This window comes from Bdellovibrio sp. ZFWA1, assembly GCF_056175665.1.
The window spans coordinates 40,744-58,587 of sequence record NZ_JBJKJH010000003.1; the positions used below are offsets into that span (position 1 = coordinate 40,744).

General features: G+C 42.9%; 16 protein-coding genes. 8 read left to right on the forward strand and 8 right to left on the reverse strand.

The window, feature by feature from the left end; translation table 11 throughout:
- The first annotated feature begins 44 nt into the window (after positions 1–44).
- Positions 45–1,316, forward strand: a complete 1,272-nt coding sequence (locus tag AC04MN_RS14080; protein WP_475383852.1) for a U32 family peptidase C-terminal domain-containing protein — start codon at positions 45–47, stop codon at positions 1,314–1,316.
- 9 nt (positions 1,317–1,325) lie between these two features.
- Positions 1,326–1,598 (forward strand): chorismate mutase, encoded by a 273-nt coding sequence (locus tag AC04MN_RS14085; RefSeq protein WP_475383853.1) that lies wholly within the window; start codon positions 1,326–1,328, stop codon positions 1,596–1,598.
- A gap of 145 nt (positions 1,599–1,743) precedes the next feature.
- Here AC04MN_RS14085 and tnpC read toward each other — a convergent pair whose 3' ends face one another.
- The 3 genes from tnpC to AC04MN_RS14100 are packed head-to-tail and all read right to left on the reverse strand — an operon-like array spanning position 1,744 to position 4,114.
- A complete protein-coding gene (gene tnpC, locus AC04MN_RS14090) occupies positions 1,744–3,300 on the reverse strand; it encodes an IS66 family transposase (protein ID WP_475381868.1) in 1,557 nt (518 codons plus the stop codon).
- A complete protein-coding gene (gene tnpB, locus AC04MN_RS14095) occupies positions 3,300–3,713 on the reverse strand; it encodes an IS66 family insertion sequence element accessory protein TnpB (RefSeq protein ID WP_475381867.1) in 414 nt (137 codons plus the stop codon). The genes tnpC and tnpB overlap by 1 nt, the downstream gene beginning before the upstream one ends.
- The gene (locus AC04MN_RS14100) at positions 3,704–4,114 is read right to left on the reverse strand and encodes a hypothetical protein (protein WP_475381866.1); all 411 of its coding nucleotides are present in this window, start codon (positions 4,112–4,114) and stop codon (positions 3,704–3,706) included. The genes tnpB and AC04MN_RS14100 overlap by 10 nt, the downstream gene beginning before the upstream one ends.
- 46 nt (positions 4,115–4,160) lie before the next feature.
- On the opposite strand from AC04MN_RS14100, the gene AC04MN_RS14105 reads away from it, so the two are divergent.
- Positions 4,161–5,093: a hypothetical protein gene (locus AC04MN_RS14105; protein ID WP_475383854.1), complete on the forward strand. Its 933-nt coding sequence runs from the start codon at positions 4,161–4,163 to the stop codon at positions 5,091–5,093.
- On the opposite strand, the gene AC04MN_RS14110 is transcribed toward AC04MN_RS14105, so the two are convergent.
- Together AC04MN_RS14110 and AC04MN_RS14115 are read right to left on the reverse strand one after the other, a co-directional pair.
- Positions 5,061–6,392, reverse strand: a complete 1,332-nt coding sequence (locus AC04MN_RS14110) for an MFS transporter (RefSeq protein ID WP_475383855.1) — start codon at positions 6,390–6,392, stop codon at positions 5,061–5,063. The genes AC04MN_RS14105 and AC04MN_RS14110 overlap by 33 nt on opposite strands.
- A gap of 153 nt (positions 6,393–6,545) precedes the next feature.
- Positions 6,546–7,421, reverse strand: coding sequence for a LysR family transcriptional regulator (locus AC04MN_RS14115; RefSeq protein WP_475383856.1), 876 nt, complete (start codon positions 7,419–7,421; stop codon positions 6,546–6,548).
- 112 nt (positions 7,422–7,533) lie between these two features.
- Between AC04MN_RS14115 and AC04MN_RS14120 the strand changes: the two genes are divergently transcribed.
- Both AC04MN_RS14120 and AC04MN_RS14125 read left to right on the forward strand, forming a co-directional pair.
- Positions 7,534–8,166, forward strand: a complete 633-nt coding sequence (locus AC04MN_RS14120) for a hypothetical protein (RefSeq protein ID WP_475383857.1) — start codon at positions 7,534–7,536, stop codon at positions 8,164–8,166.
- Positions 8,087–8,866, forward strand: coding sequence for a Fic family protein (locus tag AC04MN_RS14125; RefSeq protein WP_475383858.1), 780 nt, complete (start codon positions 8,087–8,089; stop codon positions 8,864–8,866). The genes AC04MN_RS14120 and AC04MN_RS14125 overlap by 80 nt, the downstream gene beginning before the upstream one ends.
- A gap of 302 nt (positions 8,867–9,168) precedes the next feature.
- Here AC04MN_RS14125 and uvrC read toward each other — a convergent pair whose 3' ends face one another.
- Both uvrC and uvrB read right to left on the reverse strand, forming a co-directional pair.
- Positions 9,169–11,079, reverse strand: a complete 1,911-nt coding sequence (uvrC, locus tag AC04MN_RS14130; protein WP_475383859.1) for an excinuclease ABC subunit UvrC — start codon at positions 11,077–11,079, stop codon at positions 9,169–9,171.
- On the reverse strand, positions 11,079–13,151 hold the full coding sequence (gene uvrB, locus AC04MN_RS14135; RefSeq protein WP_475383860.1) for an excinuclease ABC subunit UvrB: 2,073 nt from the start codon (positions 13,149–13,151) through the stop codon (positions 11,079–11,081). Before uvrB ends, uvrC begins: the two co-directional genes overlap by 1 nt.
- 145 nt (positions 13,152–13,296) lie before the next feature.
- On the opposite strand from uvrB, the gene AC04MN_RS14140 reads away from it, so the two are divergent.
- The 3 genes from AC04MN_RS14140 to AC04MN_RS14150 are packed head-to-tail and all read left to right on the forward strand — an operon-like array spanning position 13,297 to position 15,885.
- Entirely contained in the window at positions 13,297–14,787 is a 1,491-nt protein-coding gene (locus tag AC04MN_RS14140) for a nitronate monooxygenase (RefSeq protein ID WP_475383861.1), read from the forward strand.
- On the forward strand, positions 14,744–15,379 hold the full coding sequence (locus AC04MN_RS14145; RefSeq protein ID WP_475383862.1) for an NUDIX hydrolase: 636 nt from the start codon (positions 14,744–14,746) through the stop codon (positions 15,377–15,379). The genes AC04MN_RS14140 and AC04MN_RS14145 overlap by 44 nt, the downstream gene beginning before the upstream one ends.
- The gene (locus AC04MN_RS14150; protein ID WP_475383863.1) at positions 15,376–15,885 is read left to right on the forward strand and encodes a hypothetical protein; all 510 of its coding nucleotides are present in this window, start codon (positions 15,376–15,378) and stop codon (positions 15,883–15,885) included. Before AC04MN_RS14145 ends, AC04MN_RS14150 begins: the two co-directional genes overlap by 4 nt.
- A gap of 24 nt (positions 15,886–15,909) precedes the next feature.
- On the opposite strand, the gene AC04MN_RS14155 is transcribed toward AC04MN_RS14150, so the two are convergent.
- Entirely contained in the window at positions 15,910–17,745 is a 1,836-nt protein-coding gene (locus AC04MN_RS14155) for a hypothetical protein (RefSeq protein ID WP_475383864.1), read from the reverse strand.
- Between the last annotated feature and the right edge of the window lie 99 nt (positions 17,746–17,844).

The following is a 17,844-nucleotide window of genomic DNA, read 5'->3' on the forward strand; positions in this document are numbered from 1 at the left end:
CTTTCGCCTGCGAAATAGCCAATTCTTGAGAGGTTGAAAGATCTATGAACACACAAAGTCCCGAACTTTTAATGCCTGCTGGCTCATATGAAAAACTTGAGTATGCCTACGCTTATGGCGCCGATGCTTGTTATGTCGGAGTGCCTTTATTCAGTCTACGGGCCCGAGAAAACGAATTTAATCTCAATGAACTTGAAAGAGCTGTTCAACTTAAAAGATCTCTAAATAAAAAGCTCTATTTTACTGCGAATATCTTTGCTCGAAATCTAAAACTTAAACCCTTCAAAGAGCATATTAAAAAGCTTGCTGACATGAAGCCTGACGCCTTTATCATGTCCGACCCAGGCTTAATGATGATCGTAAAAGAAGAAGCCCCAGACGTCCCTATTCACTTATCGGTTCAAGCCAATTGTATGAACTGGCAAGCCGTTAAGTTTTGGCAACAACAAGGACTTGAGCGGGTCATCCTTTCCCGAGAACTAAGAATTGAAGAGATCAAAGAAATCAAAGACCGTGTCCCTGATATTGAACTTGAAGCCTTTGTTCATGGCTCAATTTGCATTGCCTATTCTGGGCGCTGTTTACTTTCCCACTATATGAGCCATCGTGATGCCAACCAGGGTGTATGCGACAACTCTTGCCGCTATCCTTACAAGACATTCAAAGCGGACCTTAGCACCGATGAAGAGTTTTTTATCGAAGATCAACGAGACCCAGGAAAACTCTACCCTATCGAAGAAGATGAGCACGGAACTTACATCATGAACTCTAAAGATCTTTGCGTTATTGAACACCTCAAAGAACTCAAAGACGCGGGAGTATGCTCTTTCAAAATCGAAGGGCGCACGAAGTCGATTTATTATGTATCCTTGATCTCGAAAATCTATCGCCAAGCGATAGATGATATGATGGCTGGGCGTCCTTTTAACCCCGCCCACCTGAGTGAGCTTGAAAAACTAGCGAACCGAGGCTACCACAAGGGCTTCGCCGTCGGTCAAACAGGTCCCGAATCCCAGAACTATGAATTCAGCCACAGCCGTGGCTTAGACCAGAAATTCGCCGGCGTCGTTAGGGACTTTGATAGCAGTTCCCGAAAAGCCCTTGTCGAAGTGCGTGGCCAAATGAGATCCGGCGACGAAGTCGAAATCATCAGCCCCTCAGAGGCTTTCAAAACTCGCATTGGCCAAATTGTGAACAGAAATGGGCAAGAAATACAGACTGTTCACCCCGGCATGGGGACCTTTTATATGGATTTAGGACGCGCCATTGACAAGTACGCAGTCCTCAGTCAAAAACCTTTAAATCAAAAACAATAGGAACCTGGCGTGTCTGAACATCTACGGCAAAAACTAAGCGAGCTTCGTCAGCAAATGGACGAACAAAATCAGAAAGTTATTTCTGAGCTAAAGACACGCCTTCAAATTGCTGTTCAAATCAACTCGTTAAAAAAGGATCTTGGTCTTCCCAAAGAGGACCGATCTCGCGAAGAAGTCATCTTATTGCGAGTTTCACAGGCCTCTGAATCCCGCGAAGAAAACGCTTACCTGCACAATATTTTTGAAGAGATCTTCAACTCTACTAAAGATTACATCAAGTAGTCTCAATTTAGTACAAACCAAGCTTAAGTTTAGTTTTTAAATACCGAAGTGTTTAGGTATGAAGATTGATTTTTTAGATTTTCTACAACTAATCGATAATTATTTTTACTATGCAATTTCGATCGTAAACCCTGCGTAAGACGCGTTATTGACGAAGGGCTCGGGCATGTGCCAGTGGCGTCGGCGGTGTTTTTCCGTCGGCCACCATATGCAGTGCCATGCTAAGATAGGTCCGCGGATCAAGATCATTCTTTTTGCACGTCTCAATAATTGAAAACAAGGTCGCAGCTGTTTCTCCACCAGCATGATTTCCAGAACCATAATAGTTTTTTCTTCCAACGACAGCATGTCGAATTGTGCGTTCGGCTTCGTTGTTGGAAAGTGGAATGCGGATGTCCCCTAAAAACAATGTAAAACCATCCCACCGTTTGGTGAGGTACTCAATGGCTTTGCGCTTCTGACTTCCTGGCCGGGACTTCGGAAACTCTTCCAGAAGTTTTCGATTTAAATCATTTACAACAACGAGACTTTTGGTCCTTCGAATATTTGCGAGTTCCTCGAAAGACTTAGCCTCGCGCTCGATCTCAAACAATTTATCGATGTCATCTAAGATGGGTTTCACCGATGGATCGTGGTCTTCGATTTTTATAAATTCTCTGCGGCCATGGGCCCAACAGAAAGCTTGTGGGATTGCCGCCTCTTGAAGAACATTGTAACCGCTATAACCATCAGTCACCACTGGACCGTTGTATCCATCCAAAAATTCTTTTACAACTTGCCCTGACCTGGTGGGTTTGAATAAGTAATGACTACCATAGCGGTTGCTCACAACCCACATATAGCCGTCCTTTTCATCTTTGTTTTGGATTTTCCAAGGCGTCTCATCCAGGTGAAGTGCTAAATCAGTAACTTTAAGTTCCTTAAGAATTTCTGCCTGAATGGATTCCAAACTTGCTGCCACAAGTCCGGCCATTCTGGATAAAGTACTGTTCTTGATTCCCTTAAGTCCCAAAGACTCCATTTCTCGAATTTGTCTTTCAAGTGGCATGTGGCTGATATATTTATCCGCCACAACACTGACGACAAAATCTGTGGAGTAATTCATTCCCGGCAATAGACCCGAAGGGCCATTGGCCGTGATAATAACTTCTTTATCAGGATCGGGATTGAATTTTGGATCAAGCTTGTATTTGAACTTTTTGTGGATTTCTTTGAAGTAAGAGCGTTCGATGATTTCTATGCGGAAGGATTCATCATAAAGGCCCGTATTTTTCCACATTGATGGCTGCGGATTTTCAATACCACGAAGCTTTGCTTCTTCATCAAGTTCGCGATCAGCAAAATGATGTTCAACTTCTTGAGTTGGAAGACCAGACCACTTGTTTTTTGTTTGATCCTCGCGTGAAACTTCAGCAGGAAATGCGGCCTGGCTAAATAACAAAGCCTCGGTCTGACTCTTATCGCGCGGGCGGTCTGTTGCCTCAGCTCTTTTTTCTGCGGATTTGCCAAAAATACTTCGGCGAAGAAGTTTAACGCGCTCATCGAGATTAAACTTGGATTGTGCGCTCAGCGCCTGCTCCTCCTGAAGTTTTGCTACCAAAGCCTTTTGTTGATCGATGAACTCGAGTGCTTGTGTCAAAAGCGCCTGCAAAATGCGGGGATCTTTTTCGCTTTCAATAATTCGTCGAGTTCGCTCATCCATCAGACAAGATTCTGAATGGCCCCTTTGGGAAGATCAACTGACTCCCTTTGCGTCAGTGCATTTTGTGGTATTGATGCTGATAGCGACCGATCCACAATCGGAGTTCTGATCATACTGCCATGAAAAATCATCTTTAATTCTGCAAGACTGACTTCGGAACGGCCAAGTAAATCTGCTAAAGACATGAAGTTGCCCTTTTCCATACGCTTTGAAATCTGTACCAATCCAGTACCATCATAAAACAGAGCTTTGATTCGTTTGCGGTTTTTTCCGAAAAATATATACACATGCCCCTGATCCATGATGGCTTGCATTTGGTGAACACAAAGCGAGTGCAACTTTTCAAACCCACACCGCATATCTATACTTTCTCGATAGATGAATGCGCGAAGTCCCTTGCGATCTAGAAACATGAGACCCCCCGCTGAAGTTCAAGAATGGTTTTGGCCGCAATGGCTTCGGGAATTTCCAAAATATATCCTTCAGGTGTTCTAACCGTCACAGTTAGACCACTATTAGACTTCTGATTGTTAGATGGTCCAACTGTGACGGTTGGACTGGGTCTAACTGTGAGGGCATGGAAATCTGGTTTGATTTTCTTTTTGGGCCGAATTCGCCAGGACATAATGGTCGCATAGGGGATGTCGATTTGCCGAGCTGTTTTCTTCACCGGTACGTCTAGTTCAAACAATTCTTGGATTCTCGTTTTTATAGATTTCGGCCAGGGTTTCCTGACTGAACTTACTTCAGCATGATATTGGCGGGTGAGTTCTTGAATTTCTTCGATAAGTTGTTTTGCACGCTGTGTATTCATGGAACTCAGCATGCCGGACGACGAAAAACTTTCCTAGACGCGTTTTATGCAGTGGTTACTTTCGATCTCCATTTTTTTAGCTTTTGCCATTAGATTTTTTGGACCAACTATTCTAGGTAAAAATTTAAATTTAAATTTTTCACTGGACGAGAATAAATACAAAGAACTTATCGTTCAAAAAAAAATTATATACGGCGTCTACATATTCTTTTGCCAAATTATTGCACTACTATGTCTATATAAGATTTGTGATTTCGGAGCCATATTAATCGATTCTCACGACTACTTGACTAGCTTTTTTAAGAGCGGGCTTGCCGTATTTGGCCTCATATCAATTTTTTATGGATGGATGTACGCTGAGTATCGCCGATTTAATGACAAGTATGTCAATTTAGTAACTCAATTCTATAGCATCAAAAAGCCTCACATCAAAAACTCGGGACGTACTTCAAAAGTAAACTCAAGACAGCTAGCAATTGCTAGAGAACTCATTTTTCTTTTGAGCGAAGAAAAGAAGATGTTCGTCGACTATAATATTATTTATTTTCCCCTATATCCAAGCTCCACAATCAATTCTGATAACAAACCAACAAATAGAACAATTGAAAGCCATATTCCCGCCTTATTTTACTTTTTAAAAAAAGTAGCATCCAAAGTAATGCATCCTTATCTTTACATTTATACTTTATGTTACCTTTTTGGCCTTAAGAATTTTGTAGACCCTTGGAAAGACATATTTATTCAAATCGAAATGAACGAAAAATTCAATGCACTATCAGGATTGGGTCAATTTATTCATGAAACGCAAAGGAAAAAAAGCGGCCTCTTCGAGCTCATTAGTATAATTAACGAGCACCACAATGAGGCTGCAAAAAGCCTATATCTGATGAACCTAAATCCTAATCAACCGGACAAAAATACTAAGGTAATTGATTTCCCGGAAAAATTATCCAGTAGTCAAAACTCCACGCCGGCGTAATGCAGATTTCTTTTGAGTGAGCTTGATCATCGCGATTGCACCTAAGAATGAAAAAATGGACATCGCCGGAAGCCAGTAATCCCATCCAAACCGATCAATGGCTCGACCGAGTAAGGGCATCGCAATAGCTGCGCCGTAATATTGAAATGAATCAATAACACCGGCGGCAAAGCCGGCCATTTTCTTACCGCCAATATCCATGGGCGCTGCCGAACCAATAATCGAATGAGTCGCATTCACCGGTAAGGAAACCAGCAGCAGTACGGCTCCACAAAGAATCAGGGATTCGGAATACCAATGAATCACCGCAGCTCCAAACAGCATAAAAATACCCGCTGAAAAATAAAGCTTAGAAGCGATAGGGCCCCGATGGCCCGAATAAAACTTATCAGATATCCATCCGCTAATAAATGAGCCTGCAACTCCAACAAAAGGCATGACCGTGAATACCCACTTCAAGACACCATCACCTGTGGGATTCACGGAAAGGCGCTCTACAAAGAACAGCGTCGCCAATTGATCAATTCCATGGCGTGCAGCACCGGTTGCTGCATAGGCCAGGGCGTAAAACCACACCAAGGGATGATTGAATATCGTCCAAAAACTTTGTTTCAATGAAACACGGACTCCATCAAAATCATCGATTTCATCTACAATGACGTTTTTATTGAAGCCCGCAAGCTCTGGTGATTCTTTAACAAAAATAGCCGTGCAGACCATCAGTATCGCCAACATAATTGGCGGCACCCGAAACAACCACTGCCACTGATTTTCAGCAACGATAAAGGTGCCAATCGAAAAACCCGCTAACAATAATGGTGACAACTGAGCAGATCCCACTTGGCCTAGCTGAACCATCAGGCCAAAAACTCCAGCAAAAGTTCCGCGTTCAGAGCGTTTAAACCATGCTGCATTGATTTTAACCATCCCTGGGGCTCCCCAAGACTGGAAGTATCCGTTCATAAGTAATATCGCTGCAAAGGTCGAGAATGAGGAAATAATGGGGCTAAAGCCACAAACCAAGTTTACGACGATCGTACCTAGCCCCCCGATCAACATGGCATTCTTTCCGCCAATTCGATCTGAAAATAAACCATTTATCAACTGTCCCGTCCCGTAGGCGAAGCTAAACGCAGCCCACAGCTCGGTGATCTGTGATTTAGAAAAATGAAATTCATTCACCAAAAAAGGGGTCGCCGCCCGAAAGTTATACCGAGCTAAATAATAGGCACTATATAAAAGACCTAAAGTCACCCAGTTTAATGCTCGTCTATTTCGAAACCCATTTGGATACTGCATTGAAGCTTCCCATCTTTAAAACCTCAAGGACTATGACATACCTTCTATGGCCAAGACATGATGGGCATCATGTTGAAATAAAATTTATCTAATCAGAATCCGAAGAATCTTCCAATGAACAAGAGAAACTGCCAAGACAGGATCCTACTGACGTTACTTTTTCCTAAACTCTTTTATCAAATAATCGCGGAATATTTTCTTCTTTTTATCGACAAGCATCTGTTCGTGACAAATCAAATGCAGAGGATGAGCCTTTGAATCCTCTGCTACAATTTTGATTTTATTTTTTTCAAGAGCTTTCAATGCACTATTTTTGGGAATGACGGCCAATAAATCATCCTCTACGACCATTTGCACCATAGCTGAGTGGGAATTGACGCTCGATCGAAATCGGACTCTTTTTTGTTCGGCCTTGCTCAGGTGTCGGGATAGAAATTCCGTCGCATAGACATCGTTCTCGCGATACCCTACGAACTCTAGGACTTTTCTATCCGACATAAAAAATTTAGACCTCGAAGATTGAATCAGAACTGGGCAATCCTCTGTGAGGACATCGGCCCTTAGAGTCTTACTTTCTGGAAGACGATATACGAAACCAAAATCAAGACTTCCTTTCAGAACTTCTTCACTCACCTGCTTTGATGACATGAAGGTTGTGTGAATATCTAAATCAGGATGAATCCTTAAAAATTGAAAAATCTTAGGCATAAGCAACATCTGCCCAGCCTCCTGCATACTTCCGATTCGGATAGTTCCAGCTACCAGATTTCCCACTACCTGATTTTCTAAAAAAAGCTTTTTGATCTCCTCTACTAAGGGAACCAATTGAACTTTCAAATGCTGCCCTTCCTTCGACAGAACCACACTCTTGCGACTACGTATGAATAAAGGATATCCCAAGCTATCTTCCAATAGTCTAATCTGCCGCGATATCGCAGGCTGAGCTGTATTAAGCACCCTTGCAGTTTCACTGAAACTTAGGTTCTCTGACAAAATAACGAATGTCTTCATGTAATTCCAATTAAACATGAAATTATATTATATCAATTTTATATTAATAATATATTTTTATTTAATTTGATTATAAATCAAGACTTAAGCTATATAGCTTGATGTAAACAACAACCCAAAGGAGTTTGCGATGAAAAATGAATTTATGGCTAGCGTTCTAACGATCACAGCAGGCATGGCTAACACAATATGCGTTCCCAACTTTGCCTTAGCTAAAACGACTCATCAGGCAGAAAAATCGTATGCCAAGCAATTTTCACTCGCCTTAAACGCTCCGGCTCGCTTTATTACCCCGAATGGAGACGTGATTTTAGGTCGAATTGAAATCTCATTAGATCAAACCCCCTTTACTCCCCACTTCCAAAATCAGCTTCATGGTGAAATGACCGGATATCTATACTTCGTGAGCAATGACTACACATCCGAAATTAACGGCAAAAAATTCAAAACTATACGCAGTCTCATTGGCGACGATGGCGAGGCCCTGCTTGATCTAGTAGATCGCTCATCAACAAATGGCCGTGAGTATCGCATTTACGGCTGCAACTCGACGTTGACCTCCTGCGAACACTCTCATTACTCAATCAACTTTGGCGGTTCAAAAAGAAACCACTTAGTAGAAATGTCGCTATCGTTTTCAATAGAAGATAGAATTGAAGTTCTTGCACCTCAATTTATATGGAATGAAACCACCCAAAAAATGGAGTCCTCTCTACAGTGGAGTCGTTCAGCAAATAGCATCGAAATGGTGCGTACTTATTAAACTTGAAACTAATATGGAGCCAAGCCTGTATTACAGCCTTACCCAAGAAATAACCGAATCAGAAATGTCCGAAATCGATGGTCTGATTCAAAAAATAACACAAAAGCGGGAGCTCACGGATTTGCTCTCCGCTCAAGACTGGCACTCTGGCTTTCAACGCCTGAGCCCCTACCGTTTACAGGCGTCTACCTCGCTAAAACGAGGATCGCGTGAAGCCTGGATTAATGCCAACACTTTTGTTGCCAATAAAGTGGCAAATGAGCAATTCCCTAAAGAACAAGATGTTATCCTGATAAATGCCATTCTAAGAGAAAAGCCGGAGATTACCATTAGAACTATAGATGTTTTCATTGGACCACATCGGGCTTGCACTCCGGAAGTTTTGCCGAGTTTTCTTGAGTATTTCTATAAAAATGTACTTACCGTAGAAAATCAATCCCACCCTTTGGTTGTAGCGGCCCTTACACGGTATTGGCTTATCAGTCTTCATCCCTTTGAGGACGCGAATGGTCGAACTTCCGCATTGATTGCAGATTGGTTGCTTTTAAGTCGGGGATACCTACCACTCAGCTTTGAAAGACAACTAGACGCCATCATCGGCAACCTTGATGGCAGCAGAGTCTCTGCAACTCCAGGACAAGCCATTATTAAAACTTTGCGATGTGTTCTACATAGTTATAAACTGATACTCGATATTTGATAAACCGAAAAGAAGCCACAGAGAAACAGCGGCTTCTTTTATTTGTTCGACTTAAAAATCTTCAGTCTTTTTCTGAATAGAAAGCGAACGATGGCCTTTGATCGCGTTGCCCCGCCCTCGTTTCACTGGCAGTTTTGGAGGGCAAGGCAAAACATAAAATAAGTTAAAAAAACCTTAGATGAACTACCACCAGCCATTCAAAAAGACAAAAAAATAGAAACACTTCAGCTTGAAGGCAATCCATTCTCACGTCAATGATTTCAAGAAACGCATACACAAACAAGTTACATAAAAGATCGAACCTATTCAGAATCCGAAGAATCTTCTGCCGAGTTTTCTTGGGCCTCGTCCTCGTTTAATTGCAACAAGATACGTTCTGCCAATACTCGATTAAAGCCTTTTAGTTGGGCGATCTCTTCGGGATCGGCATTGCGAATATCATCCAAAGAGTTGAACTTAGTTAAGAGCTCTTTTTTGCGCTTTTCGCCCAGGCCGACTACCAAATCCAACTCGCTTTCAATCGAAGTGGCTTCGCGCAGCTTGCGGTGATAGGTAATTGCAAAGCGATGGGCTTCGTCGCGGATGCCAACCAAAATATGCAGGGCTTCCGAATTCGTTCTAAACGTCACAGGATTAGCTCGCCCTGGCAAAAAGAAACGCTCTTCTGTTGAGTTCACATCGGCGGATTTGAAATCACTCTCGGTACGGGCTTTTGCCAAACCAACCACCGGCAAATCTTTGCGACCGATTTCCTCTAGAATCTTCACTGCCTGAGCTAGCTGCCCCTTCCCTCCATCAACTACAACTAAATCTGGATCCTCGTATTCGGTGTGTTTAAATCGTCGGCTTAATACTTCATACATCGAGGCAAAGTCATCAATCCCCTGCACTGTTTTAATTTTGTATCTACGATAGTGTTCGCGTGCAGGCACCCCTTCTTCGAAGACAACCTGCGAGGCAACGGTCTCGGCGCCCTGAAATGTAGAGATATCAAAACACTCGATTCGCATTGGAGGCTTTTCTAACCCAAATTTTTTCTGGATCTCGTCAAGCCCACGAAGCTTTTCTTCTGACTTAGAAACATACTTCAAAAAATGACTTTCGGCATTTCGATTGGCCATATCGACAAGATTGCGTCCTTTTTCATCTGTCGCAAAGCGAACTATACTGGTGCTTCCTGAGCGCTCTTTCAAGACAGCTTCCATAAGTTTTACCAGATCATTACCGATATCTACAGGCAGTAAAACATCGTCGGGGATAAAGTTGTCCTCGTAGTATTGATTGAGGAAATCAACCAACCACTCGCGAGGATCTTCCGTCGGCGACTTCGGATCTACATGGGGAAGGAAATGGGAACGAGTTCCCAATACGCGACCGGCTCGAATATGTATGGTTTCAAGAAGAGTTCCACGCTCATCACCATAAAATCCAACGGCGTCTTGATCTTTTTCTGAAGTTTCATTGATGACGGCTTGCTTTTCCAAGATCGCTTTAATCGCAGACAGGGAGTCTCGCAGTCTGGCTGCAACCTCAAACTTTTCTTCCTCTGCGGCCGTGAACATTCGATCCGTCATCGTCTTGATGACCTTCTTGTTCTGTCCCTTTAAAAACAGCTTCGCTCCATCAACTTCATCGCGATAATCTTTTTCGGTCACATAACCGACACAGGGAGCTGTACAGCGCCCAATTTGATGAGTCATACAAGGACGCTTTCGAGATTTCAGAACGGAATCTGTACAATCACGAATTTTAAAAATACGATTTAAAAATCGAATTGTTCCCGCGACGGCTCCACCACTTGTGTAGGGGCCAAAATACAAACTTCCATCTTTCTTAACTTTCCGAGCCAGATACAATCTTGGAAAGACATCGGCCCAAGATAATTTGATGTATGGATAGCTTTTATCATCCCTCAATCGAATATTGTATTTGGGACGATGTTTTTTAATCAACGAGGCCTCAAGTAAAAAAGCTTCGACCTCGGTTTTAGTCAAAATATATTCAACATCCGCGATATTCTGCACCAGCAGACGAGTCTTAGGAGTATGGTCTTTAGAATCTGTAAAATAGGATCTAACACGATTTCTTAAAATCTTAGCCTTACCAACATAGATAATCTTGTCGGCTGCGTTTTTCATTAAGTAAACGCCGGGCTGCTGCGGGAATTCTTTGACTCTTTCTTTTAAACGCTCAAAAAGACTCTCGGAGCTCATTACTTTAGACCCTGTTTGATTATATCATCCGACTCTTTATCGACACTGCCAGATCTGATGGAAAGTTCCACAATCTGCAAGCGTTTGATTTCATCTCGAATCTTGGCGGCCTCTTCAAACTCTAAGTTCGCAGAAAGCTCTTTCATTCGCTTTCGCAGTTTATCGATCTCGATCGAAATCTTATCTGGTGCATGTGCAAATTTATCATGAAGGGCCCCAATTTTACCTTGAGGCTTCACAACTTGTGGAACACCATCAAAAGCTTCTCCAAGCCCCTCTTTAATGCTTTTCTTAATTGAGGTCGGCGTAATGCCATGTTTGATATTATGTTCTTGCTGAATCTTACGACGACGTTCAGTTTCACTGATGGCCTTACGCATACTTTCTGTGACGGTGTCTCCGTAAAGTATGACGTAACCATTAATATTTCTAGCCGCTCGACCAATAGTTTGAATCAAAGAACGCTCGGATCTTAGAAAGCCTTCCTTATCTGCATCTGTGATGGCTACTAAAGACACTTCTGGAATATCTAAACCTTCCCTTAATAGATTGATTCCAACCAGGACATCAAAGACTCCTAAACGCAAATCACGAATAATCTCGGAGCGCTCAATGGTATCAATATCCGAATGAAGATACTTAACTTTGATTCCTAGGGATTCATAGTACTCCGTGAGGTCCTCGGCAGAGCGTTTGGTCAATGTCGTAATTAAAATTCTTTCGTTCTTTTTAATACGTTCACGAACTTCTTTCAGGATATCGTCCACCTGATGCTTGACTGGGCGAACTTCGACAATAGGATCAATCAATCCGGTTGGACGAATGATCTGTTCGATGATCACCCCTTCAGACTTTTCAAGCTCGTAGTTCGCTGGAGTCGCAGAGACAAAGACCACTTTATCCATAAATTTTTCAAACTCTTGAAAATTTAAGGGACGGTTATCTAATGCCGATGGCAATCGGAAGCCGTGCTCAACCAAGGTTGTTTTACGAGCTCGATCCCCGCGGTACATAGCTCCGAGCTGAGGAATTGTAACATGAGACTCATCAATAAAAGTAATAAACTCTTTGGGGAAGTATTCCAGCAATGTCGGCGGAGGCTCACCAGTTCCCCTCCCCGTCATGTGTCGAGAGTAATTTTCGATTCCTTGGCAAAAACCCATTTGCTCCATCATCTCGATGTCATAATAAGTTCGCTGCTCTAACCGTTGTGCCTCTAAGGTTTTACCCTCGGCCTTTAAAATATTAAGACGATCTCCAAGTTCATCTTGAATGGTCTTGATCGCTTTTTTTAAGTTATCATCAGATGTGACGTGGTGAGACCCAGGATAGATTGCAATCTGATCTAAATCTTCAAGAACCTGGCCGCTTAAGGGATCGAACCAAGCGATACGCTCGATATAGTCTCCAAAAAATTCGATGCGAATAGCGCGATCTTCTTCGTAGGGGGGAAACACTTCCACGTTATCGCCACGCACTCGAATCGTTCCTCGGTGGAAGTCGACATTGTTGCGTTGATATTGAACGCGGATAAGCTCTTTTAACAAATGATCCCGCTTCATGTTCGTATTCGACACCACATGAATCATCATTCCCTCATAGGCCTCTGGAGACCCCAAACCATAAATACAAGAAACGGAGCTAACAATGATCACGTCGCGACGATCAAACAAACTTCGCGTGGCCGAGTGGCGCATGCGATCGATCTGTTCATTGATGGCCGAGTCTTTTTCGATATAAGTGTCTGTGGAAGGAATATAGGCTTCCGGCTGATAGTAGTCGTAATACGAAACAAAATATTCAACAGCATTATTAGGGAACAGCTCTTTAAATTCCGCATAAAGCTGAGCTGCTAAAGTTTTATTATGAGCTAATACCAAGGCCGGCTGATTAATCTGCGCAATCGTATTGGCCATCGTAAAGGTTTTACCCGACCCCGTCACCCCGAGTAGCGTCTGATGTTTCAAACCAGCCCGAAAATTAGAGACAATCTGCTCGATAGCTCGAGGCTGATCCCCTGCCGGTTTTTTTTCACTTATTAACTGGAAGTTCTTTTTAAAGCGCTCACTCATAAAGATCAGTTTAACAAAGGCCGCGCCTACGCACAAAAACTGTATTCTAACTTGCTGCGCAAAAAATCGATCAAAATTTTCATTCAGAATCGGATATTTCCTTGAATATTTGTAAGCCTTCCTAATAATCTTCGAACTTATGAAAATGAATCACCCTAAATTAATTCAAGGCGGCATGGGCATCGCAGTTTCCGACTGGAAACTCGCAAAGGCAGTATCTTTAACTGGTCAATTGGGAGTTGTCTCTGGAACAGCGATCAATTCAGTCTTAGTTCGTCGCCTTCAAGATGGAGACCCTCAAGGTCACTGTCGCCGGGCTTTAAGCGCCTTTCCTCATCAAGAAATTTCTAAAAACATCGTAGACACCTATTTTATAGAAGGGGGAAAAGACCCTTCCAAAGCCTACAAACGGGCACCGATGTTTAATATCGAATCTCCAAAGTCATTGCTTCAATTGACGGTGGCCGCCTGCTTCGTTGAAGTTTGGTTGGCAAAAGAAGGCCACAATGGCGTTGTGGGTCTGAATCTTTTAGAGAAAATCCATCTTCCTAACCTAGCCTGCCTTTACGGGGCGATGCTTGCAGATATCGATTATGTGATAATGGGCGCTGGTATTCCGCGAGAGATCCCGGGAGTCCTTGATTTATTTGCCAAGAATCAAAAAGCCAGCCTTAAAATTCCTGTTGAAGGACATCCTGAAGGCCACGTTCTTTCTTGGTTTGACCCTCAAGTGGTGATGGAAGGTTGTGAACTAAAAGACCTCAAAAGACCTTACTTCTTCCCGATTGTTTCTTCAGCTGCTTTAGCGATGAACCTTAAAAAGAAATCAACTGGTGAAATCAATGGCTTTATCGTCGAAGGTCCTTTGGCCGGAGGCCACAATGCTCCCCCAAGAGGTCCATTAAAACTAAGCGATGCCGGCGAGCCGATCTATGGCCCTCGCGATGAAGTTAGCTACGAAGATATGAACGCTCTTGAGCTTCCATATTGGATGGCCGGTTACTACGCAACTCCAGAAAAAATTGCCGAAGTTCAGAAATTAGGAGCGCATGGGGTGCAAGTAGGAACGCTGTTTGCTTTTTGCACGGAATCTGGTGTTTCTTCAAAACTCCGCAAAGAGTCTTTGGAAATCATCAAATCAACACCGGCTCCAGAAGGTGGATGGATTTTTACAGATCCACGCTCTTCACCGACGGGCTTTCCTTTCAAAGCAGCGAAACTTCCGGGTTCGATTGCCCAGAAAGAAACTTACGAAGCCCGAAAACGTATTTGCGATTTAGGATATCTTCGTCATGGCTTTCTAAAGGAAGATGGAAGTGTTGGCCAACGCTGCCCTGCTGAACCAGTTCAAGACTACCTGAAAAAAGGTGGCTTGGAAGAAGACACAGTCGGACGCAAATGCCTTTGCAATGCTCTTTTTGCTGATGTCGGAATGCCACAAGTTCAAGCTGGTGGTGCAATCGAAACGCACTTGTTAACCGCGGGCGATGACTTGAATAATGTCTCGCGTTTATTCAAAAACGGAAATGTCGATTACTCGGCAAAAGATGTGGTAGAGTATCTTATGGGAGATGAACTTGAAAATAAGTATCATGTCTCAAAGGGCACTGAGCATGGAGTCTCGACACATATTTAATCGTCAATTTGAGTCGGCGCTGGATCTAAGTTTAAAATTAGATTCCTGCGCCGTCGTCTCTTTGATTTTTCGTCTTAATCCCGAACTAGAAATTTTATTTATTCGCCGAGCCCACAATCCCGAAGATCGTTGGTCCGGCCAAATTGCATTTCCTGGCGGCCGCATGGAGGCAAACGAAAGTCATCTGCAAACCGCCCTTCGCGAGTGCCAAGAAGAAATCGGACTTAATTTACAAAACTCGACATATTTGGGAGCCCTAGATGATATCCAAGCGCGAAAAGCAGGTGGCTTGTTACCCTTTTATGTCCGTCCCCTAATTTTTAATTTATCTGACAACTTTAAATCAGATGATTTAGTATTGGATCCTGCCGAGGTGGACGAGGTCTTTTGGCTCCCCTTTGATCAACTATTAGCCTCAGAAAATCACGTCAGTTTCCAGTTCCCTCATCCGGAGATTCCTGCCAACACATCCTTCCCCGGAGTAAAACTGCGAACCGGAGACACTCTATGGGGACTGTCATATATCATGCTTACCGACCTTTTAAACAAAACTGGACAGCGACCTGATTTTTGGAAAGAATATTTGCGATGAGTTATGTATTCGTACACGAAGTTCGAGATCTCACAGAAGCTAAGGTTGTTATTAGCTACTTGAACGCTCATGGCTTTTTGGCCCGAGTGCGCGACGAACAAACACGTGAAATGGCTCCACACTTAAATCTTTTACTGGGTCGCCTCCTTATCGAAGTGCCAGAGCATCAAGCCGTCGATGCTTCACTGGCTCTGGAAGAGATGATCCGTCGCCGAGAAGAACTCTTAGCAAAAAATCCTTCAGGCGAACAAAAGGAGTATGAAGATCTTTTAGCGCAATCTCAAAATACGGCCCGCAGCTCGTTTATTTGTGCAGTCCTCGGAACATTTCTAATTCCGATTCTGCTAAATTTTTATTCTTTACGCTTAGGCTATCGTGTGATGAAAACAGAAAGCCCAGTCTCTAAAAAAAGTTGGCGCTATCTTCTAGCAGCGGGAGCCTTCAATTCGCTTTCGTTTTGGTTCTGGTTTAACAACTTTGATATTCTAAAAAAAATCGTCTTCTAAACAATATCTACCCTCGATCAGCCTTTAAATTTGATTCAACAGGTGGAATAAATAATACTTTTCAGAAGTGCTCAGATTCTGCACCCCTCCCTGTTGCTCCATATTTCTTAAGTCTTCAAGTGCATACCCGTGGACCGCAGCGCTATCTTTTTCAACTTTATTTCTAAGAAACTGCTGCAATCTATGCCATTCTGCTTTTTCTTCATCATCCGCACAAGACGCCAAGGCCTCTGGAGTTTTGGCCCCCCAACGTCTTTCGGGACAACTATATGGATCGTAGGATAAGTCCGTCAAACTTCGCAAAACCTGATCCACATTCAATGGTACGGAATTACCTCTAGAGTTTAGATAACTTAATTCACAGCGCTTGACCCCTTTTTCATAGGACAATAAAACGTCAGCTTTTAAGTTTGCACCATAATAGTTTAACAATGGATAAGATTCTTTTTGCATTGTCATCCACTCTTTGGCTGCCTTTTGAATACTTAGCACCTTATTTCGCAAACGAATATCACGTCCCGGACTTGAGTAGCTTTCCCACTCTCCATCAGCGCCATAGATATTGCCTGGTAAGTTAGCCGGATGAGACTTTTTATGAATACCTGCTAAAACTGCGACGTTCACCGCTTCAACCCGAGCCATTAAATCCAAACACAATTGATCCATGAGCTTCCCCATCTCGGCCATCGGATCAATCCTAAAACTTCCATTACTAAGCCTAAAGCGAACCCACTCATGAAAAGACATCTGTAAATTCTGATTTAAGACCCGTTCACTCCAAGCTGCGGTCGCAGTTCCCATATTACCACTGTATTGTTCAAGGCTCGCATCTGGAAGTTGTTCATCACGATACTCCACCAAGGTGCCTTTTTTAATTCCACCGTTTCCAAAAATGCTATTCGCTTTTTCAGGATTCGTAATGGCAAACGGACGCCAAGACTTAAAATTACCTCCAGTCCAGGCTGAACCAGTTTTGTAATCCACGTTAAATGATCCCCGACTTACAGAATTATCAGGGTGTGCGTCCATAAACTTCACCTCACCCTGAGCTGTCACTTCATAAACAATGGCAACGTGCCCGGATGTATTATACAAAACCGTGCCGGGTCCGATAGAAGTCGTCGTGACCTGAGGTGAATAAAAGTCAGACTGCAGACCGCTAGGACCCGCAAACTGAGTTCGCATATTTCCAGAACTCACCATGTTTCGAATTGTACTGGCTACATTAAAGAAATCTTTTGAGGCCTTTGAATCGGAAGGAACTACGAGTTTACGAACCGGAAAATTTCCGTTTCGTGAATATCTTAGATCATTCAAATTTTTTTCAAATAAAGCTAATTTTTCAGCGGATTGTGCAGCCAGAACTTCACGGTCTTTATCTACCTTCACTTGTTGCTCGGCTGTTAAAGGATGTGCTTTGATCTCGGTCGTAACCACCATGGGAAGATTCTTTTTCCATGCAAAATACGCCCTTAGATAATAAGGAAAATCGGCACAATCTGAATAGTGGTTAGCGACCAAATCTATTTCTGCACGCAAAATATTAGCCGTGGTCGACATACACGAGTCCACGGTATTACACGAGGACTGTCCCATCACTGTAATAAATTTTTGAAATTCGGATTCATCATTCCATTCCCAACGATTTTTTTTAACGACCCACTCTGCAGTCGGCTGCGCCGATAAACATTTAAATTGGGCTGGATTGGTAATCACAGGTTTCTGATAGGTTCGACCATTAAAGCTGTAATTCGAAGTTTTTATTGCCGAACAATCAACAGGTTCCTCGGGCGCTGCCCACACAGAGCTGGCAACCAATGACGCTCCTAAAATTCTAAACAATAATGAATGCTTTAACATACGTACCTCTCATGCCTGAGACCGATACAAATGCAAAAGTACGACCAAAACAAATTTAACCAAACCAAGTATATTGCAGCTAAGATTCCCAATAGATAT

Coding starts and splice junctions, on each gene's coding strand:
- AC04MN_RS14080 (WP_475383852.1), top strand. CDS start 45: ATGAACACACAAAGTCCCGAACTTTTAATGCCTGCTGGCTCATATGAA.
- tnpC (WP_475381868.1), bottom strand. CDS start 3,300: ATGGATGAGCGAACTCGACGAATTATTGAAAGCGAAAAAGATCCCCGC.
- tnpB (WP_475381867.1), bottom strand. CDS start 3,713: ATGTTTCTAGATCGCAAGGGACTTCGCGCATTCATCTATCGAGAAAGT.
- AC04MN_RS14100 (WP_475381866.1), bottom strand. CDS start 4,114: ATGAATACACAGCGTGCAAAACAACTTATCGAAGAAATTCAAGAACTC.
- AC04MN_RS14105 (WP_475383854.1), top strand. CDS start 4,161: ATGCAGTGGTTACTTTCGATCTCCATTTTTTTAGCTTTTGCCATTAGA.
- AC04MN_RS14110 (WP_475383855.1), bottom strand. CDS start 6,392: ATGCAGTATCCAAATGGGTTTCGAAATAGACGAGCATTAAACTGGGTG.
- AC04MN_RS14115 (WP_475383856.1), bottom strand. CDS start 7,421: ATGTTTAATTGGAATTACATGAAGACATTCGTTATTTTGTCAGAGAAC.
- AC04MN_RS14120 (WP_475383857.1), top strand. CDS start 7,534: ATGAAAAATGAATTTATGGCTAGCGTTCTAACGATCACAGCAGGCATG.
- AC04MN_RS14125 (WP_475383858.1), top strand. CDS start 8,087: ATGAAACCACCCAAAAAATGGAGTCCTCTCTACAGTGGAGTCGTTCAG.
- uvrC (WP_475383859.1), bottom strand. CDS start 11,079: ATGAGCTCCGAGAGTCTTTTTGAGCGTTTAAAAGAAAGAGTCAAAGAA.
- uvrB (WP_475383860.1), bottom strand. CDS start 13,151: ATGAGTGAGCGCTTTAAAAAGAACTTCCAGTTAATAAGTGAAAAAAAA.
- AC04MN_RS14140 (WP_475383861.1), top strand. CDS start 13,297: ATGAATCACCCTAAATTAATTCAAGGCGGCATGGGCATCGCAGTTTCC.
- AC04MN_RS14145 (WP_475383862.1), top strand. CDS start 14,744: ATGTCTCAAAGGGCACTGAGCATGGAGTCTCGACACATATTTAATCGT.
- AC04MN_RS14150 (WP_475383863.1), top strand. CDS start 15,376: ATGAGTTATGTATTCGTACACGAAGTTCGAGATCTCACAGAAGCTAAG.
- AC04MN_RS14155 (WP_475383864.1), bottom strand. CDS start 17,745: ATGTTAAAGCATTCATTATTGTTTAGAATTTTAGGAGCGTCATTGGTT.